Annotated in this window: 16 protein-coding genes and 1 pseudogene; 10 read left to right on the top strand and 7 right to left on the bottom strand. The window is 40.3% G+C overall.

Annotated features, from left to right (window positions below; translation table 11 throughout):
• Positions 1–56 precede the first annotated feature (56 nt).
• Both ACM5QX_RS14515 and ACM5QX_RS14510 read left to right on the top strand, forming a co-directional pair.
• Positions 57–725 carry a cytochrome c oxidase subunit 3 gene (locus ACM5QX_RS14515; protein ID WP_414754165.1) on the top strand — a complete coding sequence of 223 codons (669 nt, stop codon included), beginning with the start codon at positions 57–59 and terminating at the stop codon, positions 723–725.
• A gap of 123 nt (positions 726–848) precedes the next feature.
• Positions 849–2,216 carry an NAD(P)/FAD-dependent oxidoreductase gene (locus tag ACM5QX_RS14510; RefSeq protein WP_414754164.1) on the top strand — a complete coding sequence of 456 codons (1,368 nt, stop codon included), beginning with the start codon at positions 849–851 and terminating at the stop codon, positions 2,214–2,216.
• 28 nt (positions 2,217–2,244) lie between these two features.
• Here ACM5QX_RS14510 and ACM5QX_RS14505 read toward each other — a convergent pair whose 3' ends face one another.
• Entirely contained in the window at positions 2,245–3,381 is a 1,137-nt protein-coding gene (locus tag ACM5QX_RS14505; RefSeq protein WP_414754163.1) for a glycosyltransferase, read from the bottom strand.
• A gap of 24 nt (positions 3,382–3,405) precedes the next feature.
• On the bottom strand, positions 3,406–4,575 hold the full coding sequence (locus ACM5QX_RS14500; RefSeq protein WP_414754162.1) for a glycosyltransferase family 4 protein: 1,170 nt from the start codon (positions 4,573–4,575) through the stop codon (positions 3,406–3,408).
• Between the two features lie 1,122 nt (positions 4,576–5,697).
• Between ACM5QX_RS14500 and ACM5QX_RS14495 the strand changes: the two genes are divergently transcribed.
• The 6 genes and pseudogenes from ACM5QX_RS14495 to ACM5QX_RS14470 all read left to right on the top strand — a co-directional run bounded on the left by ACM5QX_RS14495 (position 5,698) and on the right by ACM5QX_RS14470 (position 12,944).
• A complete protein-coding gene (locus ACM5QX_RS14495) occupies positions 5,698–7,689 on the top strand; it encodes a hypothetical protein (protein WP_414754161.1) in 1,992 nt (663 codons plus the stop codon).
• Between the two features lie 687 nt (positions 7,690–8,376).
• Entirely contained in the window at positions 8,377–9,174 is a 798-nt protein-coding gene (locus tag ACM5QX_RS14490) for a PIG-L deacetylase family protein (protein WP_414754160.1), read from the top strand.
• Positions 9,175–9,290: 116 nt separating this feature from the next.
• Positions 9,291–10,400, top strand: coding sequence for a glycosyltransferase family 4 protein (locus ACM5QX_RS14485; protein ID WP_414754159.1), 1,110 nt, complete (start codon positions 9,291–9,293; stop codon positions 10,398–10,400).
• 97 nt (positions 10,401–10,497) lie between these two features.
• A pseudogene (locus tag ACM5QX_RS14480) lies at positions 10,498–10,635 on the top strand (IS5/IS1182 family transposase); the annotation flags it as partial.
• 35 nt (positions 10,636–10,670) lie between these two features.
• The gene (locus ACM5QX_RS14475; protein WP_414754158.1) at positions 10,671–11,306 is read left to right on the top strand and encodes a hypothetical protein; all 636 of its coding nucleotides are present in this window, start codon (positions 10,671–10,673) and stop codon (positions 11,304–11,306) included.
• Between the two features lie 444 nt (positions 11,307–11,750).
• Positions 11,751–12,944, top strand: a complete 1,194-nt coding sequence (locus ACM5QX_RS14470) for an AGE family epimerase/isomerase (RefSeq protein ID WP_414754157.1) — start codon at positions 11,751–11,753, stop codon at positions 12,942–12,944.
• On the opposite strand, the gene ACM5QX_RS14465 is transcribed toward ACM5QX_RS14470, so the two are convergent.
• Positions 12,941–14,068, bottom strand: a complete 1,128-nt coding sequence (locus ACM5QX_RS14465; RefSeq protein WP_414754156.1) for an ATP-binding protein — start codon at positions 14,066–14,068, stop codon at positions 12,941–12,943. The genes ACM5QX_RS14470 and ACM5QX_RS14465 overlap by 4 nt on opposite strands.
• A gap of 128 nt (positions 14,069–14,196) precedes the next feature.
• On the opposite strand from ACM5QX_RS14465, the gene ACM5QX_RS14460 reads away from it, so the two are divergent.
• Entirely contained in the window at positions 14,197–16,944 is a 2,748-nt protein-coding gene (locus ACM5QX_RS14460; protein WP_414754155.1) for an HAD-IC family P-type ATPase, read from the top strand.
• A 75-nt stretch (positions 16,945–17,019) separates the two neighbouring features.
• Here ACM5QX_RS14460 and ACM5QX_RS14455 read toward each other — a convergent pair whose 3' ends face one another.
• Positions 17,020–17,928 carry an Rpn family recombination-promoting nuclease/putative transposase gene (locus ACM5QX_RS14455; RefSeq protein ID WP_414754154.1) on the bottom strand — a complete coding sequence of 303 codons (909 nt, stop codon included), beginning with the start codon at positions 17,926–17,928 and terminating at the stop codon, positions 17,020–17,022.
• Positions 17,929–18,023: 95 nt separating this feature from the next.
• Positions 18,024–19,790, bottom strand: coding sequence for an arginine--tRNA ligase (argS, locus tag ACM5QX_RS14450; RefSeq protein ID WP_414754153.1), 1,767 nt, complete (start codon positions 19,788–19,790; stop codon positions 18,024–18,026).
• A 371-nt stretch (positions 19,791–20,161) separates the two neighbouring features.
• On the opposite strand from argS, the gene ACM5QX_RS14445 reads away from it, so the two are divergent.
• Positions 20,162–20,551, top strand: coding sequence for a hypothetical protein (locus ACM5QX_RS14445; protein ID WP_011320272.1), 390 nt, complete (start codon positions 20,162–20,164; stop codon positions 20,549–20,551).
• Positions 20,552–20,795: 244 nt separating this feature from the next.
• On the opposite strand, the gene ACM5QX_RS14440 is transcribed toward ACM5QX_RS14445, so the two are convergent.
• Both ACM5QX_RS14440 and cbiE read right to left on the bottom strand, forming a co-directional pair.
• Positions 20,796–20,990: a heavy-metal-associated domain-containing protein gene (locus tag ACM5QX_RS14440; protein WP_010997864.1), complete on the bottom strand. Its 195-nt coding sequence runs from the start codon at positions 20,988–20,990 to the stop codon at positions 20,796–20,798.
• 571 nt (positions 20,991–21,561) lie between these two features.
• Complete coding sequence (cbiE, locus tag ACM5QX_RS14435; protein ID WP_414754152.1) at positions 21,562–22,773, bottom strand: precorrin-6y C5,15-methyltransferase (decarboxylating) subunit CbiE; 1,212 nt, start codon at positions 22,771–22,773, stop codon at positions 21,562–21,564.
• Between the last annotated feature and the right edge of the window lie 120 nt (positions 22,774–22,893).

The following is a 22,893-nucleotide window of genomic DNA, read 5'->3' as shown; positions in this document are numbered from 1 at the left end:
AAAGTTTCAATTAATTCGTAACTAACTTGTGGAATCTTGTACTAGGAATTTAGTCTATGAACCGTGGCGTAATTCATGTAGATGAAAGTCCTATCCCTTTAGAACGATGGTGGCGATACCTACCCAATTGGCTAAAGCGTTTCCTACCAGTTCGTGGCGGACGTGCTGAAGACCATCATGGCAAAGCAATTTTCGGGTTTACCGTGTTCCTGTTGTCGGAAAGCATAGTTTTTTTGAGCTTTATCTTTACATACGTTGCTTTGCGGTTAACGCACTTAGGAAATTGGCTTCCACCTGGTGTTTCGGGCCCAGAATTGTCTAATCTTGTGATTATTAATACGGTGGTATTGCTGTCTAGTAGCTTCGTTATTCAACCAGCCGAAAATGCTCTCAAGCATCATCAGCTAAATAAATTCCGTTGGCTATGGTTGATGACGATCTGTATGGGAACTTATTTCTTAATCGGTCAAGGAATTGAGTGGAGTAAGCTTGATTTTAGGTTAAGCACAGGATTAGTTGGTTCTACATTTTATGTATTAACAGGTTTTCATGGCCTCCACGTTCTCAGTGGTGTGATTTTGCAAATAACCATGCTTGTTTTTTCTTTCCGGCAAGGCAACTATGATCAAGGTCACTTCGGTGTAAGTGCTACCACATTGTTTTGGCATTTTGTTGATATAGTTTGGGTATTTTTATTCTCACTTCTCTATCTTTGGCAGGCATAAAAGTATTTATAAATCAGGAGTAATTTTATGAAATTTTCATCACAATAATTAACATCTCCAAGATAAATTTAGTCAACGGTTCTCTCCTAACTTTTATTTATTTGCACTCCCTAATACTTTTTTATGAACAGCCCAATATATCAAACTGTGATTGTCGGTGGTGGTTTTACCGGACTATTTACAGCGTTACACCTAGCCCATGAACATTATCCTCGTTCTGTGATTTTGATTGATAGAAATGAGCGCTTTTGCTTTAAGCCGCTATTATATGAATATTTCGATAACGAAATGGATAGCTTTCAAGTAGTGCCGCGTTTTTCGGAATTGCTTAAAGGTAGTGGTGTCATCTTTGTGCAAGATACTGTACAAACGATAGACTTACACCGACAGGAAGTTAAATTAGCTTCGGGAAACTCCTACAATTACAGCAATTTAGTATTAGCTTTAGGCAGTGTTACTGGCTATCATCACATTGAAGGTGCGAATGTTAATGCTTTTCCTTTCTGGACGCAAGCAGATGCGATCGCACTTGACAGACATTTACGTGACTGTTTACAAAAAGCCATCCAAACTGAAGATATAAAACAACGCTGCCAACTATTAACAGTAGTTGTAGTTGGTGGTGGCGCTTCTGGTGTGGAAATGGCAGCAACTTTAGCTGATTTTCTCCCACATTGGTATGCTGCTTTGGGTGGTAACCCTGAGGAAATCCGTGTGATTCTCCTCAATCATGGTCAAAAAATTCTTGATGGCGATATTAACGATCCTTTGCGTCCAATTGCCGAAAAAGAATTACAAAAACGTAGTGTAGCAATAGAAATTATTACAGAAGCAGAAGCCACTGCTGTGCATCCAAATGCAGTTGAATATAAAAGTGATGGTGAAATTAAGACACTGACAACACATACCACAATCTGGACTGCTGGCACTTCTATCCATCCCCTAATTCAAGAGTTACCAATTCCCCAAGAACATCGAGATCATCATAGCCGTCCCCTAGTCACTTCCACTATGCAATTGCTCGATTTCCCAGAAGTTTTTGCAGGTGGTGATTGTGCAGCAGTTCAGGATAGTTTCCTACCGCCTACAGCCCAAGTCGCTTATCAACAAGGAGCAAATATAGCTCATAATTTGAAAGCACTTGCACTAGGAGAAGAACTCGAACCTGCTAAGGTGAACATCCGGGGAACTCTATTGAAGTTGGGGTTAAATGATGCTGCTGCTAACTTATTCAATGTTTTTGAAGTTGTAGGCGAACCCGCACACTTAATCCGTCAAGGCACTTACTTAACACTATTACCAACACCAATTCATGACTTTAAAGCCACAACGGAATGGGTGGATGAAGAGATTTTTCATCACCACCTAGACCCTCACGATGTAGGTAAAAAAGTTGTACAAGCAGTGGAAGTGGTTGGTGCCGGAATTATTAGTGTTTTAGTAGGGAGGAAGCTATTAAAAATGTTAGGTGATGACGAGGAAATTAAATAAAGATTAGGTAGGGAGAAAAAGTTTTTACTTAAATTGTGTGTAAGACTTGGGCAATTTGTTGATTGATATTTTGGACATTAAAACGCTGACTAGCGATAGCTTTAGCATTACTAGCAATAGTTATAGTGGTGTGTTTTTCTGTCAAACAGGTATTAATAATATCAGCTAGTTCTTGGGATTCTCCTGGTGTGGTTAAAAAGCCATTAACTCCATGTTCGACTAATTCCATTGCACCACCGGCTTTGGCTGCAACTACAGGTTTGCCACAAAGCATGGCCTCAACAATTACTCTACCAAAGGGTTCTGGGGCTGTGGAAGTATGAGCCACTAAATCACAAGCCGCCATTAATTGAGGAATATCAGCCCGGAATCCTAAAAATTTAACGCGGGTTTCTAGCCCTAATCTGGTAATTTGTTGATGTAATTCTTTGACATATGCTTGCTCACCAAATAGGGCATCACCGACTAAAATTGACGTTACTTGTGGCGGACATTGCGCTAGTGCATCAATTAAAATATGTTGTCCCTTCCAAGGTGAAATACGGCTAAAGTGTCCAACTACAAAATTATTTGCTATGCCTAAATATTGCCGTAATTTACTAATATCTGATGCAGCAGTTTGATATAAATTTATATCAAAACCGTTGTAGATGACTGTCGTTAGCTCTGCGCGTCCTCCAGCTTGGATAAATGCTGTTTGACTGGCTTGGGAATTGGCGATTACCAATGAGGCGAAACGATTAGCTAAGTTAACTGCAACCCGCAGGTTAGTTTGGCTAAAGTGTTCTGGGGAGAGAATGTCATGTAAATGATAAACCAAAGGACGACGAGCGATAAAGCTAGCGATCGCCCCCACAACTAATGCTTTTTGCGTATTGGCGTAGATTACATCATATTCACGGGCTTTCTCTACAACTTTAGCCACCAGAGGCGCAAGTTGTCCCAAGCTACTAAATGCTTGCAATAAATTACTTTGCTTGCGGACTTGAATTGGCTGATTAGTGAATACTTCAACCGGGATATGATGTTGCTCTAGTAAGGTTTTAAATGCTCCATCCGCAAATAAACCAACCAAGGCGCGATCGCGGTAAGGTTTAGCAATATCAATTAAACACAATTCTGCACCACCGGGTTTACCACTCTGGTCTAAAAATAATATTTTCATTAGTCAACTACTCTCTTAATTTTTTTAAGCTAAAATAACTCGCCGTACTTGTTGAGCAATTTTCTGCCAATCAAAGTTAGTTACAGCATATTGGCGACATTCTTCTCGTGAAGGTGTTGGTATTTGTTCTAGCAATATATGTACTATTTTCTCCGCAATAGCAGTAGCTTCCGCAGATGTAGTAATTAATTCTGGTGAAAATGGGGTTAAAATTTCTGGCATTCCTCCAATAGGAGTGCATAAAACAGGAGTACCACAAGCCAAAGATTCAGTAATTGCTAACCCAAAACCTTCAAAAGATTGACTGGGCATAACAGTTAAATTAGCAGCTTGGTAAGCGATAGGTAACTGCTCATCTGGGAGAAAACCTAAAAACTTTACGTTGTTCTCTAAACCTAATTCTTGAGCTTGTTTTGCCAATGTCCCTTGCAGATGTCCCCGACCGGCGATCGCTAGCCAAATATCGGGTACTCTTGGTTTAATGATGGCTAATGCTTGTAATAGTTTGTCTACTCCCACACGGTGAACTAAACGTCTGGATGTAAATAAAATAGGACGACTTTCAGGCCAATTTAGCTGCTGGCGAGCTTGTTGACGCGATAAATTTGGCTGAAATTTATCAATGTTCACACCACCAGGAATAATATGTATTTTTTGCCAAGGAATTTGATATTGTTGGTGTAATATATTGCCGAATGCTTTACTCAGAACAATAAAGCGATCGCAACGATTATATGTGGTTTGTTCTATCAGCCGACGCTTTAAAAAAATACTGATTTTATTCTTTACTAATTCCTGTTTACTTTCTGATGCCCAAGGCCCATGAAAATTAAAAGTAATGGGTACACCCTGAGGCAAAATATCTAAAATAGGAAAGCTATATAAAGCAAAATGTAAATTGATTGCGTCCGGTTTGCTTATTCTTGTTTTCTGGAAATTAGTCCGAATAGACCAAAATCTTTGCCAAATTTTACTATTTGGAGATGCTAAATTAGTTAATTTAATTGGCAAATGAAATTCATTAGTTGGTAAGCCAACTCCACATAACTCTACTCTATCTTGATTAGCTGCTAATTGATAAGTCAACTCATAAATATATCTTTCCAAACCCCCAGGATTTGTAGGAAACCAACCAGAACCTAAGGTCAGAATAGAAGCAGGTAGTAAATTGAAATTTTCTTTTTTATATTCCACTCTTATCTCCTAGTACTGTGTGGAGCTTGAGGAGATTTGCTTCGATATGAAGTATCACTCCGTTTATATATTTAGCAAGATTGTCAAGATTATCAGGAAGATACAGGAGGAGATAAAGAAACAGGTGGGATTTTATTCATGTGTTTTATTCTATACAGTTAATGACATACTACTTATTGTTTATCTTCTCTAATTTTCGGAGTTATCAGTAAATATTCCATCTGACTCAATATAGATTTTATTTAAATTTACCTAAGTTTGAGCTTTTTTATTTACCAAATCTTTAAAGAAATATAATTAGTCTAATTTAAGCTTTTATAAAGACATTTCTTTTGTGATGTAGCGTGCTTCGGTAGTTAATGTATTGTTTATAACTTATAAGATTGAGGTTACAATTCCTCACCCACAAGGAGATGAGGAATCTGGTAATTGGTAATAGGTTGATGAATAATTTTCTGGGAAAAAGAGTATACCAATATACTAAATCCATATTTTTACAACTAATTTAAAAAAATAGAAAGTTATATTTTTTTGATGAATATTCGATAAACACTAATTTCTTAAGTCAGTTAATTTGCTATTTATGTATTATCACTTACGTAATTAAAGATAATACGAAGGACTTCTACATACTATAACTACAGCCAGATAGATTAGGACATCAAACCAAAGTAAAACCCTCACAATAAGAGACTATTTATAAAGTAAATATTAAGTAGGGTGTGTTACGGCTATGAAAGGATTTGGGACTCAGAGACAAGAAAATTTAGCCGTAACGCACCATCCGGCGGTGCGTTAGGCGCGAGGATAGTTATTTTGTGACCAATCATCAGGGAAATGAGCGCCTAACACACCCTACAATAATTTTATTTTTGCTTTATAAATAACCTCTAAGAGTCCTTCAATTCTTGTAATTCAGAATAAACATACTTTCAAATAGGCATATATTTTTTTGATAATAATGTTTCTCTGAATCATTCTACTGAATGGTGTTTAGAAACATATATAACTCAATAATTGCAGTTCTCCTGTTAATTCAATATCACTGAGTAATATTAAAAATCACTGTCAAGAATTATCTCGAAGTACAAAAAACTAACTATTAAATGAATTATTGGTGTAATGAAGTACGCAATACCAGATAATATCCAAAAGTTACAATTGAGGATAAAAAGACAACTTAATAAAATATTTAAGTATTTAAATTATAGATTTTTAAAATCATGGATTTATTTATTTATTGCTACTATCTCATTTCTATTTATTACTATTGTTTCAACAGATTTAACATTCAGTCAAGTTCCAGAGGATACTTATAAAAGAGATTTGATAAGTGATATTTTTGCTGGCAGTCAGAAATCTATACAAAACTATATTGAGGGAATGTATGTTGCGCCTAATGGCACAGTTTATACAAATAGTCATGAGGATAAAGCAGGAGCCGAAGCATCAATATATAAAGATGGTAATGTGATTGGGGTTCTCAGTGATCTTCATGGTTGGAGTCGTCATGGTGGTAAAGCTGTCACAGCAAATAGTAAGTATATTTACATTGCTATGAGCCAAGGATTTGTTGGCAAAATAGACAAAGATTATCCACCAGAGGGGATAACTTGGTATTGCGTGAGACGTTATAACTTATCTGGTAAACCAGCGCCCTTTGCTAATGGACGTGGTTGGGATAAGAGTATGTTAATCGTCAATACTAAAAGTGAGGTAACTGGATTAGCAACGAAAGATAAGAATTTATATGTCAGTGATGCAGCGAATAATAAAATTCGCGTCTATAACACTGAGACAATGAAAGAATTACGCAACTTTAGTTTTCTGAGACCAGGAGATATAACTATTGATAAGCAGGGAAATTTGTGGATTATTCAAAAGCAAGATGCCAAGAATCCTGCTAAAATTTTGCGTTATTCTTCATCAGGAAAACAATTACCGCAAAAAATAACTAATGTTGTATTACCCAGAGCGATCGCACTCGATAATCAAGGCAGACTGTTAGTAGCGGAAAATGGGACGCTTCAGCAAGTATTGATTTATAACATTCAGGATCAACCAGTCCAGGTCGGCACTTTTGGTCACACAGGGGGGATTTACGGAGGTGTTCCTGGTGAAGTCCAAGATTTAAAGTTTTATGGACTCACAGGAGTCGGCGCAGATACTCAGGGGAATTTGTATATCAATAATAATGGGTTCAATAATTCCGGCACAGATTTAAGAAAATTTTCGCCATCAGGAAAGCAACTATGGCGATTATTAGGATTATCCTTAGTCGAAAATGCCGACGTTGACCCCACTACAGATGGACGAGAAGTTTTTACCAAGTATGAACACTTTTTGATAGATAGTAGCAAGCCTAAGGGTCAACAATTGACTTATAAAGCTTACACCTTAAACGGCTTTAAATATCCTCAAGATCCACGACTGCATATATCCCCCGATGCTACCTTTGTACGTCGAATCAATGGTGAAAGATTTTTGTTTCTCTTAGATCCGTATAGCAACGCCTTAGAGATTTATCGATTTAATCCCAGCAAAGATGGCAACATAGCTATTCCAGCAGGGATGTTTGTTGGTAAAAATAACGAAGGTAAATCAGCAATCTCAGGGACTTGGCCACCTCAGCAACCAGCAACAGGAAAATGGATTTGGCGCGATCGCAACGGTAACGGCGCTTTCGACAAAGAAGAATATGATCATAGTGAAGATTCTTCCTCTGTTACAGGATGGTGGGTGGATAGTAAAGGTGATGTGTGGACAACTCTGGGCGATCGAGAAGGTATTCGCCATTATTCCTTGCAAGGACTAGACACTAACGGTAATCCCATCTATACCTATAGTTCCATGCAAAAAGAAACAACTCCCCGCATTTTTACAGATTTACGGCGAATCAAATACTTTCCTGAAAGTGACACCATGTATCTGTCCGGCTTTACAGTTAAAAATCCAGCAACCTTTGTAGATCCCCTAGCCGCAGGCTCTGAAATTGCCCGTTTTGACAACTGGAGTCAAGATAATCGTATTCTCCGTTGGCGAATTGTAGTTCCTAACGACACCATCCGTAAACGTGAAATTATTACTGCGTCTACGCACTCAGTCCCAGATTAAAATACCCTCTTAAATTCCCCTTGAAAAAGATGATTTAAAGACCATTTATAAAGTAAATCTTACGTAGGGGAGGCAAAAAGCAGTGTAAATGTTCTTCCCGCTTTATTTTTGAATTTAAAACATCCTCTTAGAAAAACCTGAATGCTAATTGTGTTTTCCTATTACTAATAAACAACTATAGGACTAGTATTTGATTTCTGAAATATACGTAGGGGAGCCACTGCGTTAGTGAAGCAGTACGGTCTTGGGGAAACCCCAAGTGGAGTAACTGCTGAAAGGGTTTCCCGGCTTGGAGCAAGTGGCGTTGGGCATTGCCCACCGTATCATAGTTTTGGTGGGCAATGCCCACCCTACAAATATTTAGATATTTTCAATTATCAAATCGGATTCCTATATTAATTACTCATTCCCATACATATTATCAGTGTTTTAATAAACACTTTATAACAAATATCACGCACTTTATAGTCAAACTTTGACTGACCATAATTTTATATTTCAAATTAATAAAATTCCCCTGATGACTCTTTTCATAAAATCCAGAAAAAACTAGCACTTTTCATACACAATCTTTATCCTAATCTGTTATGAGTGGCTTATCATGTGATTTATGCTCATAGGGCGAAATAGTTATACAGATTAATTATTGATATTTTTAATGATGAGCATTTATTTTTATTGATAAAGATGGAGCCAAAATTGTCGCATAAAATATATTTAAAAAAACTACAAACACTAATTCCTATTGTATGGCTTGAGAAAGTGCAGTATATTCATTCTTGGTTACTATTAAAATGGCTTTTGTTTGGTAATAGCAAGCCATTGTTATCTAACCAAAAATCAGCCATGATATTTTCTCCACATCAAGATGATGAAACTTTTGGCTGTGGCGGGATGATTGCTTACAAACGAGAGCATGGCATACCAGTGGTAGTAGTATTTATCACTGATGGAAAAGGTTCAAGAAGTCTCGATCTAGATTGCCAAAATCAGATAGTCCAAACTCGGAAACAAGAAGCAATTAGTGCATTAGGAATATTGGGTGTAGAGTCATCACATATTCACTTTTTATCTAAGCCAGATGGGTGTTTACCAGAATTAAGTAATGAAGAACATCAGCAGACAATTCGAGAGATATCTGAACTAATTCAGCATTATCAGCCTGAGGAAATTTATGTGCCACATAGGAAAGACTGTCATAGGGATCATGAGGCTACTTATAACTTAGTTAAAACAGTAATTCGTGAAGCCAACATTCCTGTGGAAGTATTCCAATATCCTGTTTGGTTATTTTGGAGAGCGCCACTATTTATCCTATTGAAAATACAGGATATTGCTGCTGCTTATCGTTTTTCTATTACTTCAGTACAAGACAAGAAAAAGAGAGCGATCGCTTCATATTCTTCTCAGATTGAAAATCTACCTAGAGGATTTATCAAGCAATTCCTAAATTCTCACGAAATTTTCTTTAAAAGTGAACTGTAAATAGGTTTAAATCCTGACAATTCACACTGTATTGATGATTTTGGATAACTAAATAAATTCATATTTTGTTTTTCATCCAAAATTAAAAAATAATAAATAATATGGAGAAGTTTTAAATGAAAATATTACATATTACCAATCATGTACAAGAAATTGGTAATGGAATAGTCAATGTTGCAGTAGATTTAGCCTGCTTACAAGCCAAAGACGGTCATCAAGTGGCTGTAGCGTCTGCTGGTGGAGGATACGAACCATTACTTGGTAGTTATGGTGTTAGACACTTTCATTTAGATCAGTCTAGACAACCGCTAAATATGATTCAAGCTATTTGGCGTTTTCGGCAGATTATCCAAAAATTTCAGCCAGATATAGTTCATGCACATATGATGACGGGAGTTGTACTGGCAGGCATATTAAAAACAAGTTGTGATTATAGTTTAGTGTCTACAGTACACAATGAGTTCCAGCGTAGCGCAGTACTGATGGGATTAGCAGATAGAGTCATCGCTGTTAGTCATGCGGTAGCTACTTCGATGGTGCGGCGTGGTATTCCCCGCAACAAACTGCGAGTGGTATCCAATGGCACATTAGGAAGCCCCCGCCATCGTCAAATTCAAGATTACCAACCATTACCCTTACAGCGTCCTGCAATTACTACTGTTGCGGGGATGTATTCCCGTAAAGGAATTGCCGAGTTGATAGCAGCTTTTAGCAAAATTGCCCAGGAATTTCCTCAAGCACATCTATATTTGGTAGGGGATGGACCAGATAAATCCATTTTCGAGGCTATGGCCAGAAATACGCCTTTTAATGAACGGATACATTTTGAAGGTTTCCAGGCAGAACCGCAACGCTATATGCTAGCAACCGATATTTTCGTTCTTCCTTCCCATTGTGAATCCTTCGGTTTAGTCCTCACAGAAGCACGAGAAGCCGGTTGTGCGATCGTTGCCAGTGATGTGGACGGTATCCCCGAAACCTTAGATAATCGTCAAGCTGGGCTATTAGTACCACCAAAAGATAGTCACACATTGGCAGAGGCTTTAACCCAATTGCTCAAAGATCCCGTACAACTATATAAGTGGCAATGCCGTGCCAAACAAAATATAGAAAGATTTAGTGCCACTAGAGTCAACGAAGAAACACTAGCGGTCTACCAGGAATTGGTTCCACAATACAACTTTAAACCCATAATGCAACCACGGGAAGTTTTATTCAGCAAGTAGCCAGAGGAAAGAAGCAGGGGGGCAAGGGATCGATACCAGTTTTATACCCAGTAGCTTGCTTACCTAACTAGTGATTTTGCTGTACTCAAAAAACGTTCGTTGGGTCGTCGAGGACACTTTGGGATGGCTGATGGGCTGTCGGCGATTAGTCCGAGACTATGAGTTATTACCCGAAACATCCGAGACTTTTGTCTATCTTGCCATGATTCGTATTATGGTAAGGCGATTAGCCTAAAATTTGAACGTTCAAAACTTTTCAAACATCCTCTTATGACTTTTTGGTTTGGCATCGGTATTATGCAACTTATTCCCAAGGAATACGATGACTATTATCCAGACGAAATCCTCAATTGCCTCGTTGATAAACTGGAATCGGAGCTAGCTGATGATGTACAAATTCGTGAAGTTCTTATGAAACCTGGTGTAGATTTGTACACTAGAGCAGAACCTACTGACAGACCTACTGTGATTGCATCTAGTATTAATAGTGCGGGTGAGCTACCCGATAGAATTGCTCTCCCAATTCTCACCGCCATTCAAAACGTGGAAACAGTAGATTATGCGCCGTATGAATATTGCTCTAAAATGCCAGCTCTAATTGCGGACATCTTGATACCTGGATTTGGTAAACGAGTACAGTCAACAGAGGCTACACAACAACTACTATACTCCCGAATCAAGTTAGAAGACTTTTGCGTTACCCCTTTAAAAGACTTTTGGGTAGGGGGATTAGAGCAACATCTTGCTGCTTTTACCGAATGGCGAGACAGCTTATATAATGAAGCTGATTTTGTGCCACGCGGTAGAGTGAGCCGCGAGGAAATACTTGAGTTTTACGATGAACATTTGTTGCCGATGCTTCGCTTTTGCAATGATTATCGTCTAATTTTTGTGTTTGGCTTTTGAGTAATTGCTCAAAATCATTACTCTTTCAACAAAACCGACTGGGTAAATGGGGTAGAACTATAAAATCTATTGGACTTTTTTGTCCAAAGTCCAAAACTGCACCTTTGAGGCTTAAAGTTTCCTGTCTCTGTATCTTGCTATCCATGTAATACACGAAAAATTCGCCGTTTTTTTTGTTAATTAATATTTCGCCAACGGTATCGGGATCTGGGGAAAACTATTAGCAACTGACAACTAACAAATAAGTAGGTCGGCGTAAATAAATATTGTTGGGATAAGGCAGGGGGCAGGGGGCAGGGAGCAGGGGGAGAAAGAGTTTGAGCCTTATTTACTTTTATTTACATAGTTTGGTTTTATTGCATCGACTTACTTAACAGAATACTTGTAGTCAATCCACAACAAGGCGATAATTGACCCTGATGTTTTTGAACAGGGGATTGCATTATGGGGAAAAACTTGCAAGCACTGGCGCAACTTTACAAAAATGCCCTCCTCAACGACGTACTCCCGTTTTGGGAAAACCACTCCCTGGATAGTGAAGGCGGTTACTTTACTTGTCTCGATCGCCAGGGTAAGGTGTATGACACAGATAAATTTATTTGGTTGCAAAATCGCCAAGTCTGGACTTTTTCTATGCTGTGTAACCAGCTAGAAAAACGGGAAAACTGGCTCAAAATTGCTAGGAATGGCGCTAAATTTCTTGCCCAACATGGTAGAGATGACGAGGGTAACTGGTATTTTGCCCTCACCCGTGGAGGCGAACCATTAGTACAGCCTTACAATATCTTTTCTGATTGCTTTGCGGCGATGGCTTTTAGTCAATACGCTCTCGCCTCTGGTGAAGAGTGGGCAAAAGATGTGGCAATGCAAGCATATAACAATGTTTTGCGTCGTAAAGATAACCCCAAAGGCAAATATACCAAAACCTATCCCGGCACACGCCCCATGAAAGCCCTAGCTGTGCCGATGATTTTAGCCAACCTCACTCTAGAAATGGAATGGTTGCTTCCCCAGGAGACTCTAGAGAACGTCTTGGCTGCAACCGTTCAGGAAGTTATGGGTGACTTTCTCGACCAAGAACAAGGATTGATGTATGAAAATGTTGCCCCTGATGGTTCCCACATTGATTGTTTTGAAGGTCGGCTGATTAACCCTGGTCACGGTATTGAAGCGATGTGGTTTATTATGGACATCGCCCGACGGAAAAACGACAGCAAGACTATTAACCAGGCAGTTGATGTGGTGTTAAATATCCTCAATTTCGCCTGGGATAACGAGTATGGCGGCTTGTATTACTTTATGGATGCAGCAGGTCATCCTCCACAACAATTGGAATGGGATCAAAAATTGTGGTGGGTGCATTTAGAATCTTTGGTGGCTTTGGCGATGGGTTATCGTTTGACTGGTCGTGATGCCTGTTGGGCATGGTATCAAAAAATGCACGATTATTCCTGGCAGCATTTTGCTGACCCAGAATATGGTGAGTGGTTTGGCTACTTAAATCGTCGTGGGGAAGTGTTGTTAAATCTCAAAGGTGGTAAATGGAAGGGATGTTTTCATGTACCCCGTGCCATGTATCTGTGTTGGCAACAGTTCGAGGCGTTGAGTTCACAATCTGCTGAATCTGGAAATCACTAACTCAATCTTTGGCGCAACCACAAAGCTAATAATGGCATTGCTAATAAATAACCTTGTTCTGCACCATAAATTAAACCCTTGTGATGTAACCCTGTCAGCGCACCTTGGAGACTACCACCCCTAGAAAGACCATGTTTTTGAATATAGTCTTTGCTTTGGGGTTTTTCTGTGGGGTCTAAAGCTAAACACTCCAAAAGATGTACCTGATTTGCTGGTAGCAACATCAATAAGGATTCATAGGTCATGGATAAATCTTTGAGTAATCCTTCAATGGCTTGCTGGACATCATTTTCTGTAACTAAGCTATCAGGAATACATAAAGTTTGTAGACGACGAATTATTGCCATCGCATCGCCAATATGACCTTGTACAGCATCTAAAAATAGTTGTAATGCTTTAGAACGGGAATCAAATGTGAGTTTTGAACCATGTAATATTTCCCTTGCCCATACTGCCAATACATCTCGTTTGAGGGGAGGTAATTGGATGGTTTCTAAAGGATAGTTATTTTCGTCGGAATAATTGCCTGTCTCCGCAATTGTTGCAATCAGGACATAACTTACATGAGTATGTTCTTTAATTTTTCGCCGGAATGATACTTCCCATAAACCGTTACGATCCCAAGAACGAATGTGTGGGAAACTTTGCAAAATTAATACTAAACGTTTGTCTAAATCTACCGCCATAATTTGCGGCAATTCTAATAATAATTCAAACGCTTGCCATATTTGTTTTTGGCTGAGGGAACGTAAAAGCTTGAGTTTAGTTTCTGGATGAAAAGTAAAAAATTCCTTGGCGTTTTTATCCACCCAATCTTGGATTTTTTCTGCTTGCCAATTTTGGTTAATTGCTTCTGTGAGTAACTGTAAAAATCGTTCGCCATCTATGGCGCGGATGCAGTCTATATCGAGAGCGATCGCTCTTACTTCTGTCACACCCCATCGCACTAGAGTACGCCTACCACTACCAGGTACTCCAGTAATTAACAAGTCACCATCTTGGGCTAGCACTTCTACAACGCGCTGAAACTCCACTGAACGCCCAATTAATTGCAATGGAGTAGACAAATCCAGACTCACAAGTTTTACGCCTTCAGGTTCAATCCTCACTGTAAAGGAAAGCATACTCGATTTTTTGTCACCCATTGGGGTAAATAATGATATCCATCAGATTTTATTAGTGATAAATTCTTTTTAGCACGAAAAATTAGTGCTAATTTAATTACAACACTTTTTACAATAACTTAATAATTATGGTTCAAGCTGTAGCTACCGTTGCACCAGGAGAGAAACAGCCTACTGTTTGGCATTCCTTAGAGATATCCGAAGCGATCGCCCGTTTGCAAACTGATGCAGAGATAGGTTTAAATAGCACCCAAGCACAACACCTGTTAACTAGTGGCGGTGCGAATGAACTGACTGGAAAGAAAGGTAAGGCTTGGTGGTTGAAGTTTCTGTTGCAATTTAACCAGCCGCTATTAATTATTTTGTTGTGTGCAGGTTTAGTCAAAGCGTTGAGTGGTAGCCTTGTCAACGCTGGGGTGATTTGGGGTGTTACCACCACCAACGCCATTATCGGATTTATTCAAGAAGCAAAAGCCGAAAGTGCGATCGCTGCTTTAGCCAAAGCCATTACTACAGAAGCCACCATCATCCGCGATGGGCAGAAAATCCGCGTCCCCTCACGGGAATTGGTTCCTGGTGATGTGGTGCTGTTGACTTCCGGTGATAAAGTCCCCGCCGATTTACGCCTCATTCAAGCACGGAACTTGCAAATTGATGAGTCTGGCTTGACTGGTGAATCTGTGGCTGTAGAAAAACATACACAAGTTTTACAGCCAGATACAGGATTGGGCGAACGGAAAAACATGGCCTATGCAGGTGGCTTTGTCACCTTCGGACAAGGGACTGGTGTTGTAGTAGCCACGGGTAACAACACAGAGACAGGTAAAATTTCCCAGTTAATGGAGCAGCATACAGACATTTCCACACCATTAACGCGGAAATTTAACAAATTTAGCCAGAATTGGCTATACATGGTCTTAGGGTTAGCTACACTCTGCTTTGTTGTGGGGTTAAGCTTTCGGGGCTTTAACGAAGCCTTAGAAGCAGCCGTAACTTTAACAGTCAGCGCCATCCCGGAAGGATTACCAGCAGTAGTAACTGTTACTTTGGCAATTGGTGTTTCCCGCATGGCTAAAAGAAATGCCATTATTCGCAAATTACCGGCGGTGGAAACCTTGGGTAGTGCAACTGTGATTTGTTCCGATAAAACCGGGACATTGACAGAAAACCAGATGACAGTCCAAGCCATCTATGCGGGAGGACATCAATATACAGTTAGTGGTGTGGGTTATGCGCCGGATGGGGAAATTCTTAGAGACGAGCAACCTGTAGATTTAAACAGAGAGAAAGGTCTACAAGAATGTTTAATAGCTGGATTACTTTGTAACGATTCCCACTTAGAAACGAAAAATGGTAGGTGGGTAGTGCTAGGAGATCCCACAGAAGGGGCGTTAATTGCATCAGCGAATAAAGCCAATTTTAGCCAGCCCACATTACTCAAGCAAATGCCAAGGCTAGATGGGATTCCCTTTGAGTCAGACTATCAATACATGGCAACCTTGCACAACACACCCACCGGCAAGGTGATTTATGTCAAAGGTTCTGTAGAAGCGATTCTCCAACGCTGTAGCCTGATGTTAAATACCGACGGACAACCCCGTCCCTTGGATTGTGTGGAAACCTTAAAACAAACCACCATTGAACGGGAAGTCAACATCATGGCGCGCCAAGGCTTACGGGTGTTAGCCTTAGCCAAAAAGCTTGTAGACAATGAACAAAATGACGTAGATCATGCAGATATCGCTAACGGGTTAATTTTCATCGGCTTACAGGGGATGATTGATCCTCCCCGTGAGAGTGCAATTAAAGCAGTGCAAGCCTGTCAAACTGCTGGGATTCAAGTGAAGATGATCACAGGAGATCATGCTATCACAGCCCAGGCGATCGCTCGTCGCATGGGCATCAACAAAAACGGCTCAGTTCTCGCTTTCACAGGTGCAGAACTCGCCAAGATGGATAAAATCGAACTCGCTCAAGTTGCGGAGGAAGGTGTGGTCTTTGCGCGCGTAGCACCAGAACAAAAACTGCGTCTAGTCGAAGCCTTACAATCTAAAGGCGAAGTCGTCGCCATGACTGGGGATGGTGTCAACGATGCACCCGCCTTAAAACAAGCAGACATCGGGATTGCAATGGGTGGCGCAGGTACAGAAGTCGCCAAAGAAGCCTCAGATATGCTCCTCACCGATGATAATTTTGCCTCCATTGAAGCAGCTGTAGAAGAAGGAAGAGCAGTTTATAAAAACCTCTTAAAAGCAATCTGCTTTATTCTCCCTGTCAACGGTGGGGAATCAATGACAATTTTAATTAGTACATTATTGGCTAGAGACTTACCAATTTTATCCTTACAAGTCCTCTGGTTAAATATGTTGAACTCCATCACCATGACAGTACCTTTGGCATTTGAACCCAAAGGACAAAATGTGATGCAGCAAGCACCGCGTCACCCCAATGAACCCTTACTATCAGGTAGTCGGATACAGCGAATATTAGCAATTTCTCTGTTTAACTGGATTGTGATCTTCGGGGTTTTTGAATACATCCGCCAAACTACAGGTAATATAGATTTAGCTAGAACAATGGCGATTAACTCTCTAATTGCAGGACGAATATTTTATCTGTTGAGTATTAGCCAATTAATCCCCAATCTCATTGCCAAAATGGACGGCACAATGAAAGAGAATGTAGATATTCCCGCCATTGGATTTGGGATTGTTGGTGCAATCCTCCTACAAATTGTCTTTGCTCATGTGCCATTAATTAATGATGTATTTGAAACAGCACCATTAACCTTACAACAATGGTTGTTCTGTTTGGGTGTCGGTTCCCCGATGATTTTATGGGCGACAGTTGTGAATCGTTTAGACCCACCAAATTAATAATTTAACCCTACAAATACCCGACTTCTCAAAGAAGTCGGGTATCTTGATGGAAAACATAACAAACCACCAAAACTATCTACTTGCAAACCAAGCCTCTAAATCAGCAGTGCTTGTAAAATCCAGTAAAGCCTCACCTAAATCTTCCAACTCAGCAGTTGACAAACCTTGAATCCGTTCTTGCAATTGCGGATTAATTTCACCGCAACGGCGGTTAAGTTGGCGTAGAATTAGCGTCAATTCTCCCTGCTGCACACCCTGCTGGATACCCTGTCTCATCCAACTAGTAACGATTTGCATAACTCTTTCCTCCTGCCTTGGTTCAATAGTAGCAAGTTGCTCTTGAAATATGCTTTCTTCTTGAGCATTCAAATCGAGATATGTATCAATAAAACCTGAAACTAGCTGAATTTGTGCGGGGTTAAGTCCCAAATTCACTAGTAATTGTAGGGACATTAGCTTTACTGTGGGACGTTCTTGAACATCCATCTGCATTTTCGCCATCAAAGCACTAGCGACAGGATTATTCTGATTAACAAAATCCCGCCAATTTAATTGATTTAGCTGTACAACTTCATAATTAAATTCCAGTACTTTCTTATTGGGAAAATCAAGGCGATAGGAGTTTGGTTGTGTAGTTTTTGGGGAGTCATGGGAATAAATAACTATGGGATACACCGGAAGGGCATATTTTTCATGGAGTCGAGCGAAGTAGGTAAACATTCGCTGATTGAAATTAGCCTGTGGATAAGATTGATGTTCGGTATGGATGATAAATAAAGTATTTTGATTTTGAAATGCAACCTTGACAATAACATCAACTATCTTCAGTTCTCCCTCAGTTACGTCTGTAAGAATTTCTTGTGGTAAAAACTCGATAGAATCTCTTTCCCAATATGTAGTGACATCTGGGAAGAATAGCTCAATAAACTCAGGGAAGAAATTGGAAAGTAGTTCTTTAAATAGGCGATCGTGGTCAATCATGGAGATTTTACCAGCTAGATAGGAATTTCTCTATACTGGTATTTCATAGTACATTTTTTTGCGTGCGATGATTATAGTCATCGCAGCAATTAAAGTTACATTCTCTCTAACACCTGAATCCCTAACAAAGACAAACCGAGTTTTAAAGTTCTCGCTGTCAAATCACACAGAACTAAACGGGATGTCCGCAGAGGTTCTTCTGCACTCAAAACCTGCACCCCTTGATTGCGGTCATAAAACGTATTAAACTTCTTACTCAATTCGTAAAGATATTCACATAAACGATTAGGTAATAAATCTTGCTCTACAGTACTAATCACTTCACTTAATTGCAGTAGGTATTTAGCCAATGCAAATTCTGTTTCATGCTGCAAGATAACTTTGGCATTATCTCCTAAATCTGCAAAGTTAATCCCACCCTTACGGCTAATCCCTTGAATCCGGGCATAAGCATACAACATATATGGTGCTGTATTGCCTTTCAAATCCAGCATTTTGTCGTAGCTGAAAATGTAGTTACTGGTGCGATTTTGGCTTAAGTCGGCGTACTTAACTGCACTAATACCAACTACTTCCGCAACTTTATCAATGAATTCTGGTGTTTCTTCCCGTTCTTCGGCTTTTAATCTCTCTTCTAAATCTGCATGGGCGCGAGAAATCGCTTCATCTAATAAATCTCGTAACCGCACAGTATCGCCAGAACGAGTTTTGAATTTCTTACCATCTTCTCCTAATACCAAACCAAAAGGAACATGAACCAATTCCACATCATCAGGAATCCATCCGGCTTTACGTGCTACTTGGAAGAATTGGGCAAAGTGGTTGGCTTGTCCTGCATCTGTTACATAAACTATGCGTTTTGCTTCATCTTTTTGAATCCGGTAACGTAACGCAGCTAAATCTGTTGTGGCGTAGTTATAACCACCATCAGATTTCTGCACAATCAAGGGTAGAGGTTCACCTTCTCTATTAGTAAAGCCATCCAAGAAAACACATTTTGCACCTTGGTTTTCTACCAATAAACCAGTTGCTTCTAAACCTTCTACAACAGTTGGTAGTAAGGGATTATAAAAAGATTCGCCTCTTTCAGTTAATTTGACATCAAGTAAATCATAAATTACCTGAAATTCTTGGCGTGATTGTTCACACAATAACTTCCAAGCATGGAGGGTATCTGTTCCGCCTGCTTGTAGTCTGACAACTTCTTGGCGCGCTGTCTCTTGGAAGGCTTCATCCGCATCAAACCGTTGCTTGGCTTGGCGATAAAAACTGACTAAATCACCAATATCTAAAGCATTCGCAGTGGTTAAGGCTTCTGGGGAAACTTCCCGCAGGTAAGTAATTAACATCCCAAATTGCGTTCCCCAATCACCTACATGATTTAACCGCAATACATCATGTCCCAGAAATTCCAAAATCCGGGCGATGGAATCACCGATGATGGTAGAACGTAGGTGTCCGACGTGCATCTCTTTGGCAATATTCGGACTAGAAAAATCGACGATTTCCCGTTGTGGGTGTTTGGCTGTAGGAACGCCTAGTCTAGAATCTGCTTGAATAGCGTTTAGTTGCGCTTCTAGGTAAGCGGTTTTCAACTTCAGGTTAATAAAACCAGGGCCAGCGATTTCTGGAGTTTCGCAGATTTCTGATACATCTAGTTTTTCTACAATAGCAGAGGCGATCGCTCGCGGTTGCTGTCCTAACTTTTTACTCAGCGACAAAGCAACGTTGGCTTGATAATCACCAAACTTAGGATTGCTAGCAGTAACCAAAATCGGGTCTACTCCGGCGTACTCATCACCAAAAGCAGCAATCAAAGCCTGCTCAAGTTTTACCTTTAGTTGTTCTTGTGTAGCGTTCATATATAAATGTTATCTGTCACAGGCGGAATGCGGCTGTTGAGTGTTGGATATTCTCAAAGGCTTGATTATTTTAACCTTAAAATATAGTCAGCTAATCTCACTGTAGAAACTATAAATCTTGTTACCCTCTGCAAGCGGGAGAAATATTCTCTGAATATCTAATTTGACTTAAGTGCAATAGCTACAACAGTTGCAACATTTTCGTTCAGTTAACCGTCATGGATATTTCTAGAGTGATTCCTCTGTAGTAAGTGAATCTAACCCTAGACGTAGATTTTTTAGAACGAAATAGATTTCTTTCGCCAGAATTACTCAAGGTTATAACTCAGTTACAGTGAACTCAGCATTTTTAGGTAGTGTAGGAGAAAAGCGTGAAGAAAAGAACGATCGCAAAAACACTCATAACATCATTAGGATTTTTAGCTTTATTAACCCCAACTCAAGCCTCTGCACAATTGATACCACAACCTTGGGTTTCTGTGGGCGGCAAAGATGGTGATGTAACTTATGCTGTAGGGGCTAGAGCGTTAAATTTGGGGGTGGAGTTAGGCGTGGGAACTGATGGCGCTACTGGCGTAGATGTGCTGAAGTTTATCAGCTTACCAGTAATTTCACCTTATGTAGGGTTGGGATATTATTCAGAGGATAAAGGCGTAGCTTTTTCTGGTGGTGTGCAAGTAGGTGCGACTGATAATGTTTTCGTGGGTGCTGGATATAATTCTGTCCGTGGGATTAACGGGCAATTGGGTATTAGATTTTAAGAGTAATTCGTAATTAAGAATGTTTGGTACTGTAATGCTTAGGACTTACGCATGAAAAGGAAAGATCAAGGGTTTGGAGGTGTAGCGGTATAAATGTTTGAAACCCTTACACCCCTATACCCTTACACCCTTACACCCGGTCTCAAAAGAAAATCTAGATGCGTAAGTCTTAATGCTGTTGAGTGGAAAGAATACGGGATACCCGACTTTTCTATACATTCAGGTATCCCGTGGTTCCAGAAATTTATGCAGCCGGATAGCCAGCAGCAGCTAAAGCATCTTTAATGGAAGTTTCTGAAGCTTGCGTTTCTACGTTCACCAGCTTAGTCTGTGGATCAGCCTGAACGATCGCATCAACATCAACTGTCTTTACTGCATTGGTAATGTTGTTTGCACAAGCAGAACAAGCCATGTTGGGAACTGTGAGTTGGATTGTCATAGATTTACGGTGTGAATAAAAGAAACTATCAGGACTCAGCTTGACAACTGAGGCAATTGCCTGGAACTATCCTAATCTCTCTAGTTAGGTGGAGAGTCTAGCGGATGTTACAAGTTTTCTGCTAAATGACGATAGGGTTTTAGGGGTATGGGGGTGTAGGGGAATAAAATTCAGATAAGCAGGGGAAGCACGGGAAGAAAGAGGATTATTTTGAAAATTCTTGTCTTACCGTGGCTTAAAATGAATTCGACGGAACCTAACCCCAACCCCTTCCCTACAAGGGAAGGGGCTGAAAATCTATAACTGAGTACCAAATAATCAGGGTTTTAAGCCTCTCCCCGCGTCGGGGAGAGGTACCCTGCGGGTTCGCCGTAAGGCGTTCTCGTAGAGTAGCAAGCTATGGAGAGGGGTTCTTCCGAATTTATCGAACTCATGTTGGCTTAACCAAGAAATTCCTTAACTGAACCGTAATTGGGGTTTAAGGGAAAGCGTAAAACTAAATTCTTCCCTCACACCCCTACACCCCTACACCCTTACACTCAGTCTAAAGTTGCCTAAGTCCTTGTCTTCTTTAATCTTTCACCCCTACCCATTGTGTGACAGGAGCCATTGCTCGCCAACCCAAAAATTTACCAATTGGTTCGGCTCGTTGAATGGCAATACGAGTAAAACTGCCACCCACTTTTTCATACCATTGAAATAAGGTCTGCTCACCTTCTATGGTGACTACATTAGCAATTAACTTGCCGCCTGGGCGTAGTGCTTGCCAACAAATATCAAATAATCCTGTGGCTGTAACTCCACCACCGATAAAAATGGCATCGGGTGTAGGTAAATCTCGGAGGACATGAGGTGCTTTTCCCGCGATGATTTTCAGGTTGGGAGTACCTAAAGCAGCCGCATTATCTACAATGTATTGTAGTCTAGATGAGTTTTGTTCAATAGCGATCGCCTGACATCTGGGATGAGTCCGCATCCATTCTATCGATATGGAACCACAACCCGCCCCCACATCCCAAAGTAACTGTCCTGGTGTAGGTGCTAAAGTTGATAGGGTAACAGCTCTAACTTCCCGTTTGGTAAGTTGTCCATCGTGGTGATAGGCGTTATCTGGCAATCCTGGTAATCTGGGTAAGGTAACAACACCAGCATCGGCGATACAATGTAGGGTGATCGCATTTAAATCTGCTAATTCTGTTTCCTGCCAAGTTGCGGCTGTCCCTGTTAATATCCTTTCATGAATGCCACCCATCCGTTCCAAGACTGTGAGTTGGCTATTCCCAAAACCTCGCTGTGTAAGAATTTCGGCAACAATGCTCGGTGTATTTTTCCCCTCACTTAAAATTAATAACCGCGCACCAGGATATATATAAGATTGCAGCAAAGTCGAGGGACGACCGCATAAACTTAAGGTTTCTACCTCTGTTAAAGACCATCCTAATCGGGCGCAGGCGAGGCTGAAAGATGAAGGTGCAGGGATAATCGTCATTTCCGATATGGGAACTTGTCGCGCCAAGGTGACACCAATACCGTAATACATGGGGTCACCACTAGCTAACACACATACAGATTTACCCCGACGCTGGATAATTTCTGCTACTGCGGTAGCAATAGGAGAAGTCCAGAGGATTTTTTCTCGTGGGTCGTTTGGAGGTAACATTGCTAAATGGCGATCGCCTCCTACAACGATTTCTGCTTGATTGAGTAGAGAAAGAGCGATCGGACTTAACCCCAATAATCCATCTTCACCAATACCGATAATAGATAGCCATTTCTGCGTCATAAGCTACCCACAATTAAATCTGTTGGCACTTGTCGTATTTTCTTGTAACGCCTGCCATAACTGTTTAATACTCAAATATGTAGCAATACTAATTCCTTTCGGCATTACTCATTTTTGCAC

Source organism: Anabaena sp. CCY 9910 (genome assembly GCF_963920875.1).
In the GTDB taxonomy this organism is placed as follows: domain Bacteria; phylum Cyanobacteriota; class Cyanobacteriia; order Cyanobacteriales; family Nostocaceae; genus Trichormus; species Trichormus variabilis.
This window is presented reverse-complemented; position numbering and strand designations above follow the sequence as displayed.

Coding starts and splice junctions, on each gene's coding strand:
- ACM5QX_RS14460 (WP_414754155.1), top strand. CDS start 14,197: ATGGTTCAAGCTGTAGCTACCGTTGCACCAGGAGAGAAACAGCCTACT.
- ACM5QX_RS14495 (WP_414754161.1), top strand. CDS start 5,698: ATGAAGTACGCAATACCAGATAATATCCAAAAGTTACAATTGAGGATA.
- ACM5QX_RS14465 (WP_414754156.1), bottom strand. CDS start 14,068: ATGCTTTCCTTTACAGTGAGGATTGAACCTGAAGGCGTAAAACTTGTG.
- ACM5QX_RS14510 (WP_414754164.1), top strand. CDS start 849: ATGAACAGCCCAATATATCAAACTGTGATTGTCGGTGGTGGTTTTACC.
- ACM5QX_RS14485 (WP_414754159.1), top strand. CDS start 9,291: ATGAAAATATTACATATTACCAATCATGTACAAGAAATTGGTAATGGA.
- ACM5QX_RS14475 (WP_414754158.1), top strand. CDS start 10,671: ATGACTTTTTGGTTTGGCATCGGTATTATGCAACTTATTCCCAAGGAA.
- cbiE (WP_414754152.1), bottom strand. CDS start 22,773: ATGACGCAGAAATGGCTATCTATTATCGGTATTGGTGAAGATGGATTA.
- argS (WP_414754153.1), bottom strand. CDS start 19,790: ATGAACGCTACACAAGAACAACTAAAGGTAAAACTTGAGCAGGCTTTG.
- ACM5QX_RS14515 (WP_414754165.1), top strand. CDS start 57: ATGAACCGTGGCGTAATTCATGTAGATGAAAGTCCTATCCCTTTAGAA.
- ACM5QX_RS14440 (WP_010997864.1), bottom strand. CDS start 20,990: ATGACAATCCAACTCACAGTTCCCAACATGGCTTGTTCTGCTTGTGCA.
- ACM5QX_RS14505 (WP_414754163.1), bottom strand. CDS start 3,381: ATGAAAATATTATTTTTAGACCAGAGTGGTAAACCCGGTGGTGCAGAA.
- ACM5QX_RS14490 (WP_414754160.1), top strand. CDS start 8,377: ATGGAGCCAAAATTGTCGCATAAAATATATTTAAAAAAACTACAAACA.
- ACM5QX_RS14455 (WP_414754154.1), bottom strand. CDS start 17,928: ATGATTGACCACGATCGCCTATTTAAAGAACTACTTTCCAATTTCTTC.
- ACM5QX_RS14470 (WP_414754157.1), top strand. CDS start 11,751: ATGGGGAAAAACTTGCAAGCACTGGCGCAACTTTACAAAAATGCCCTC.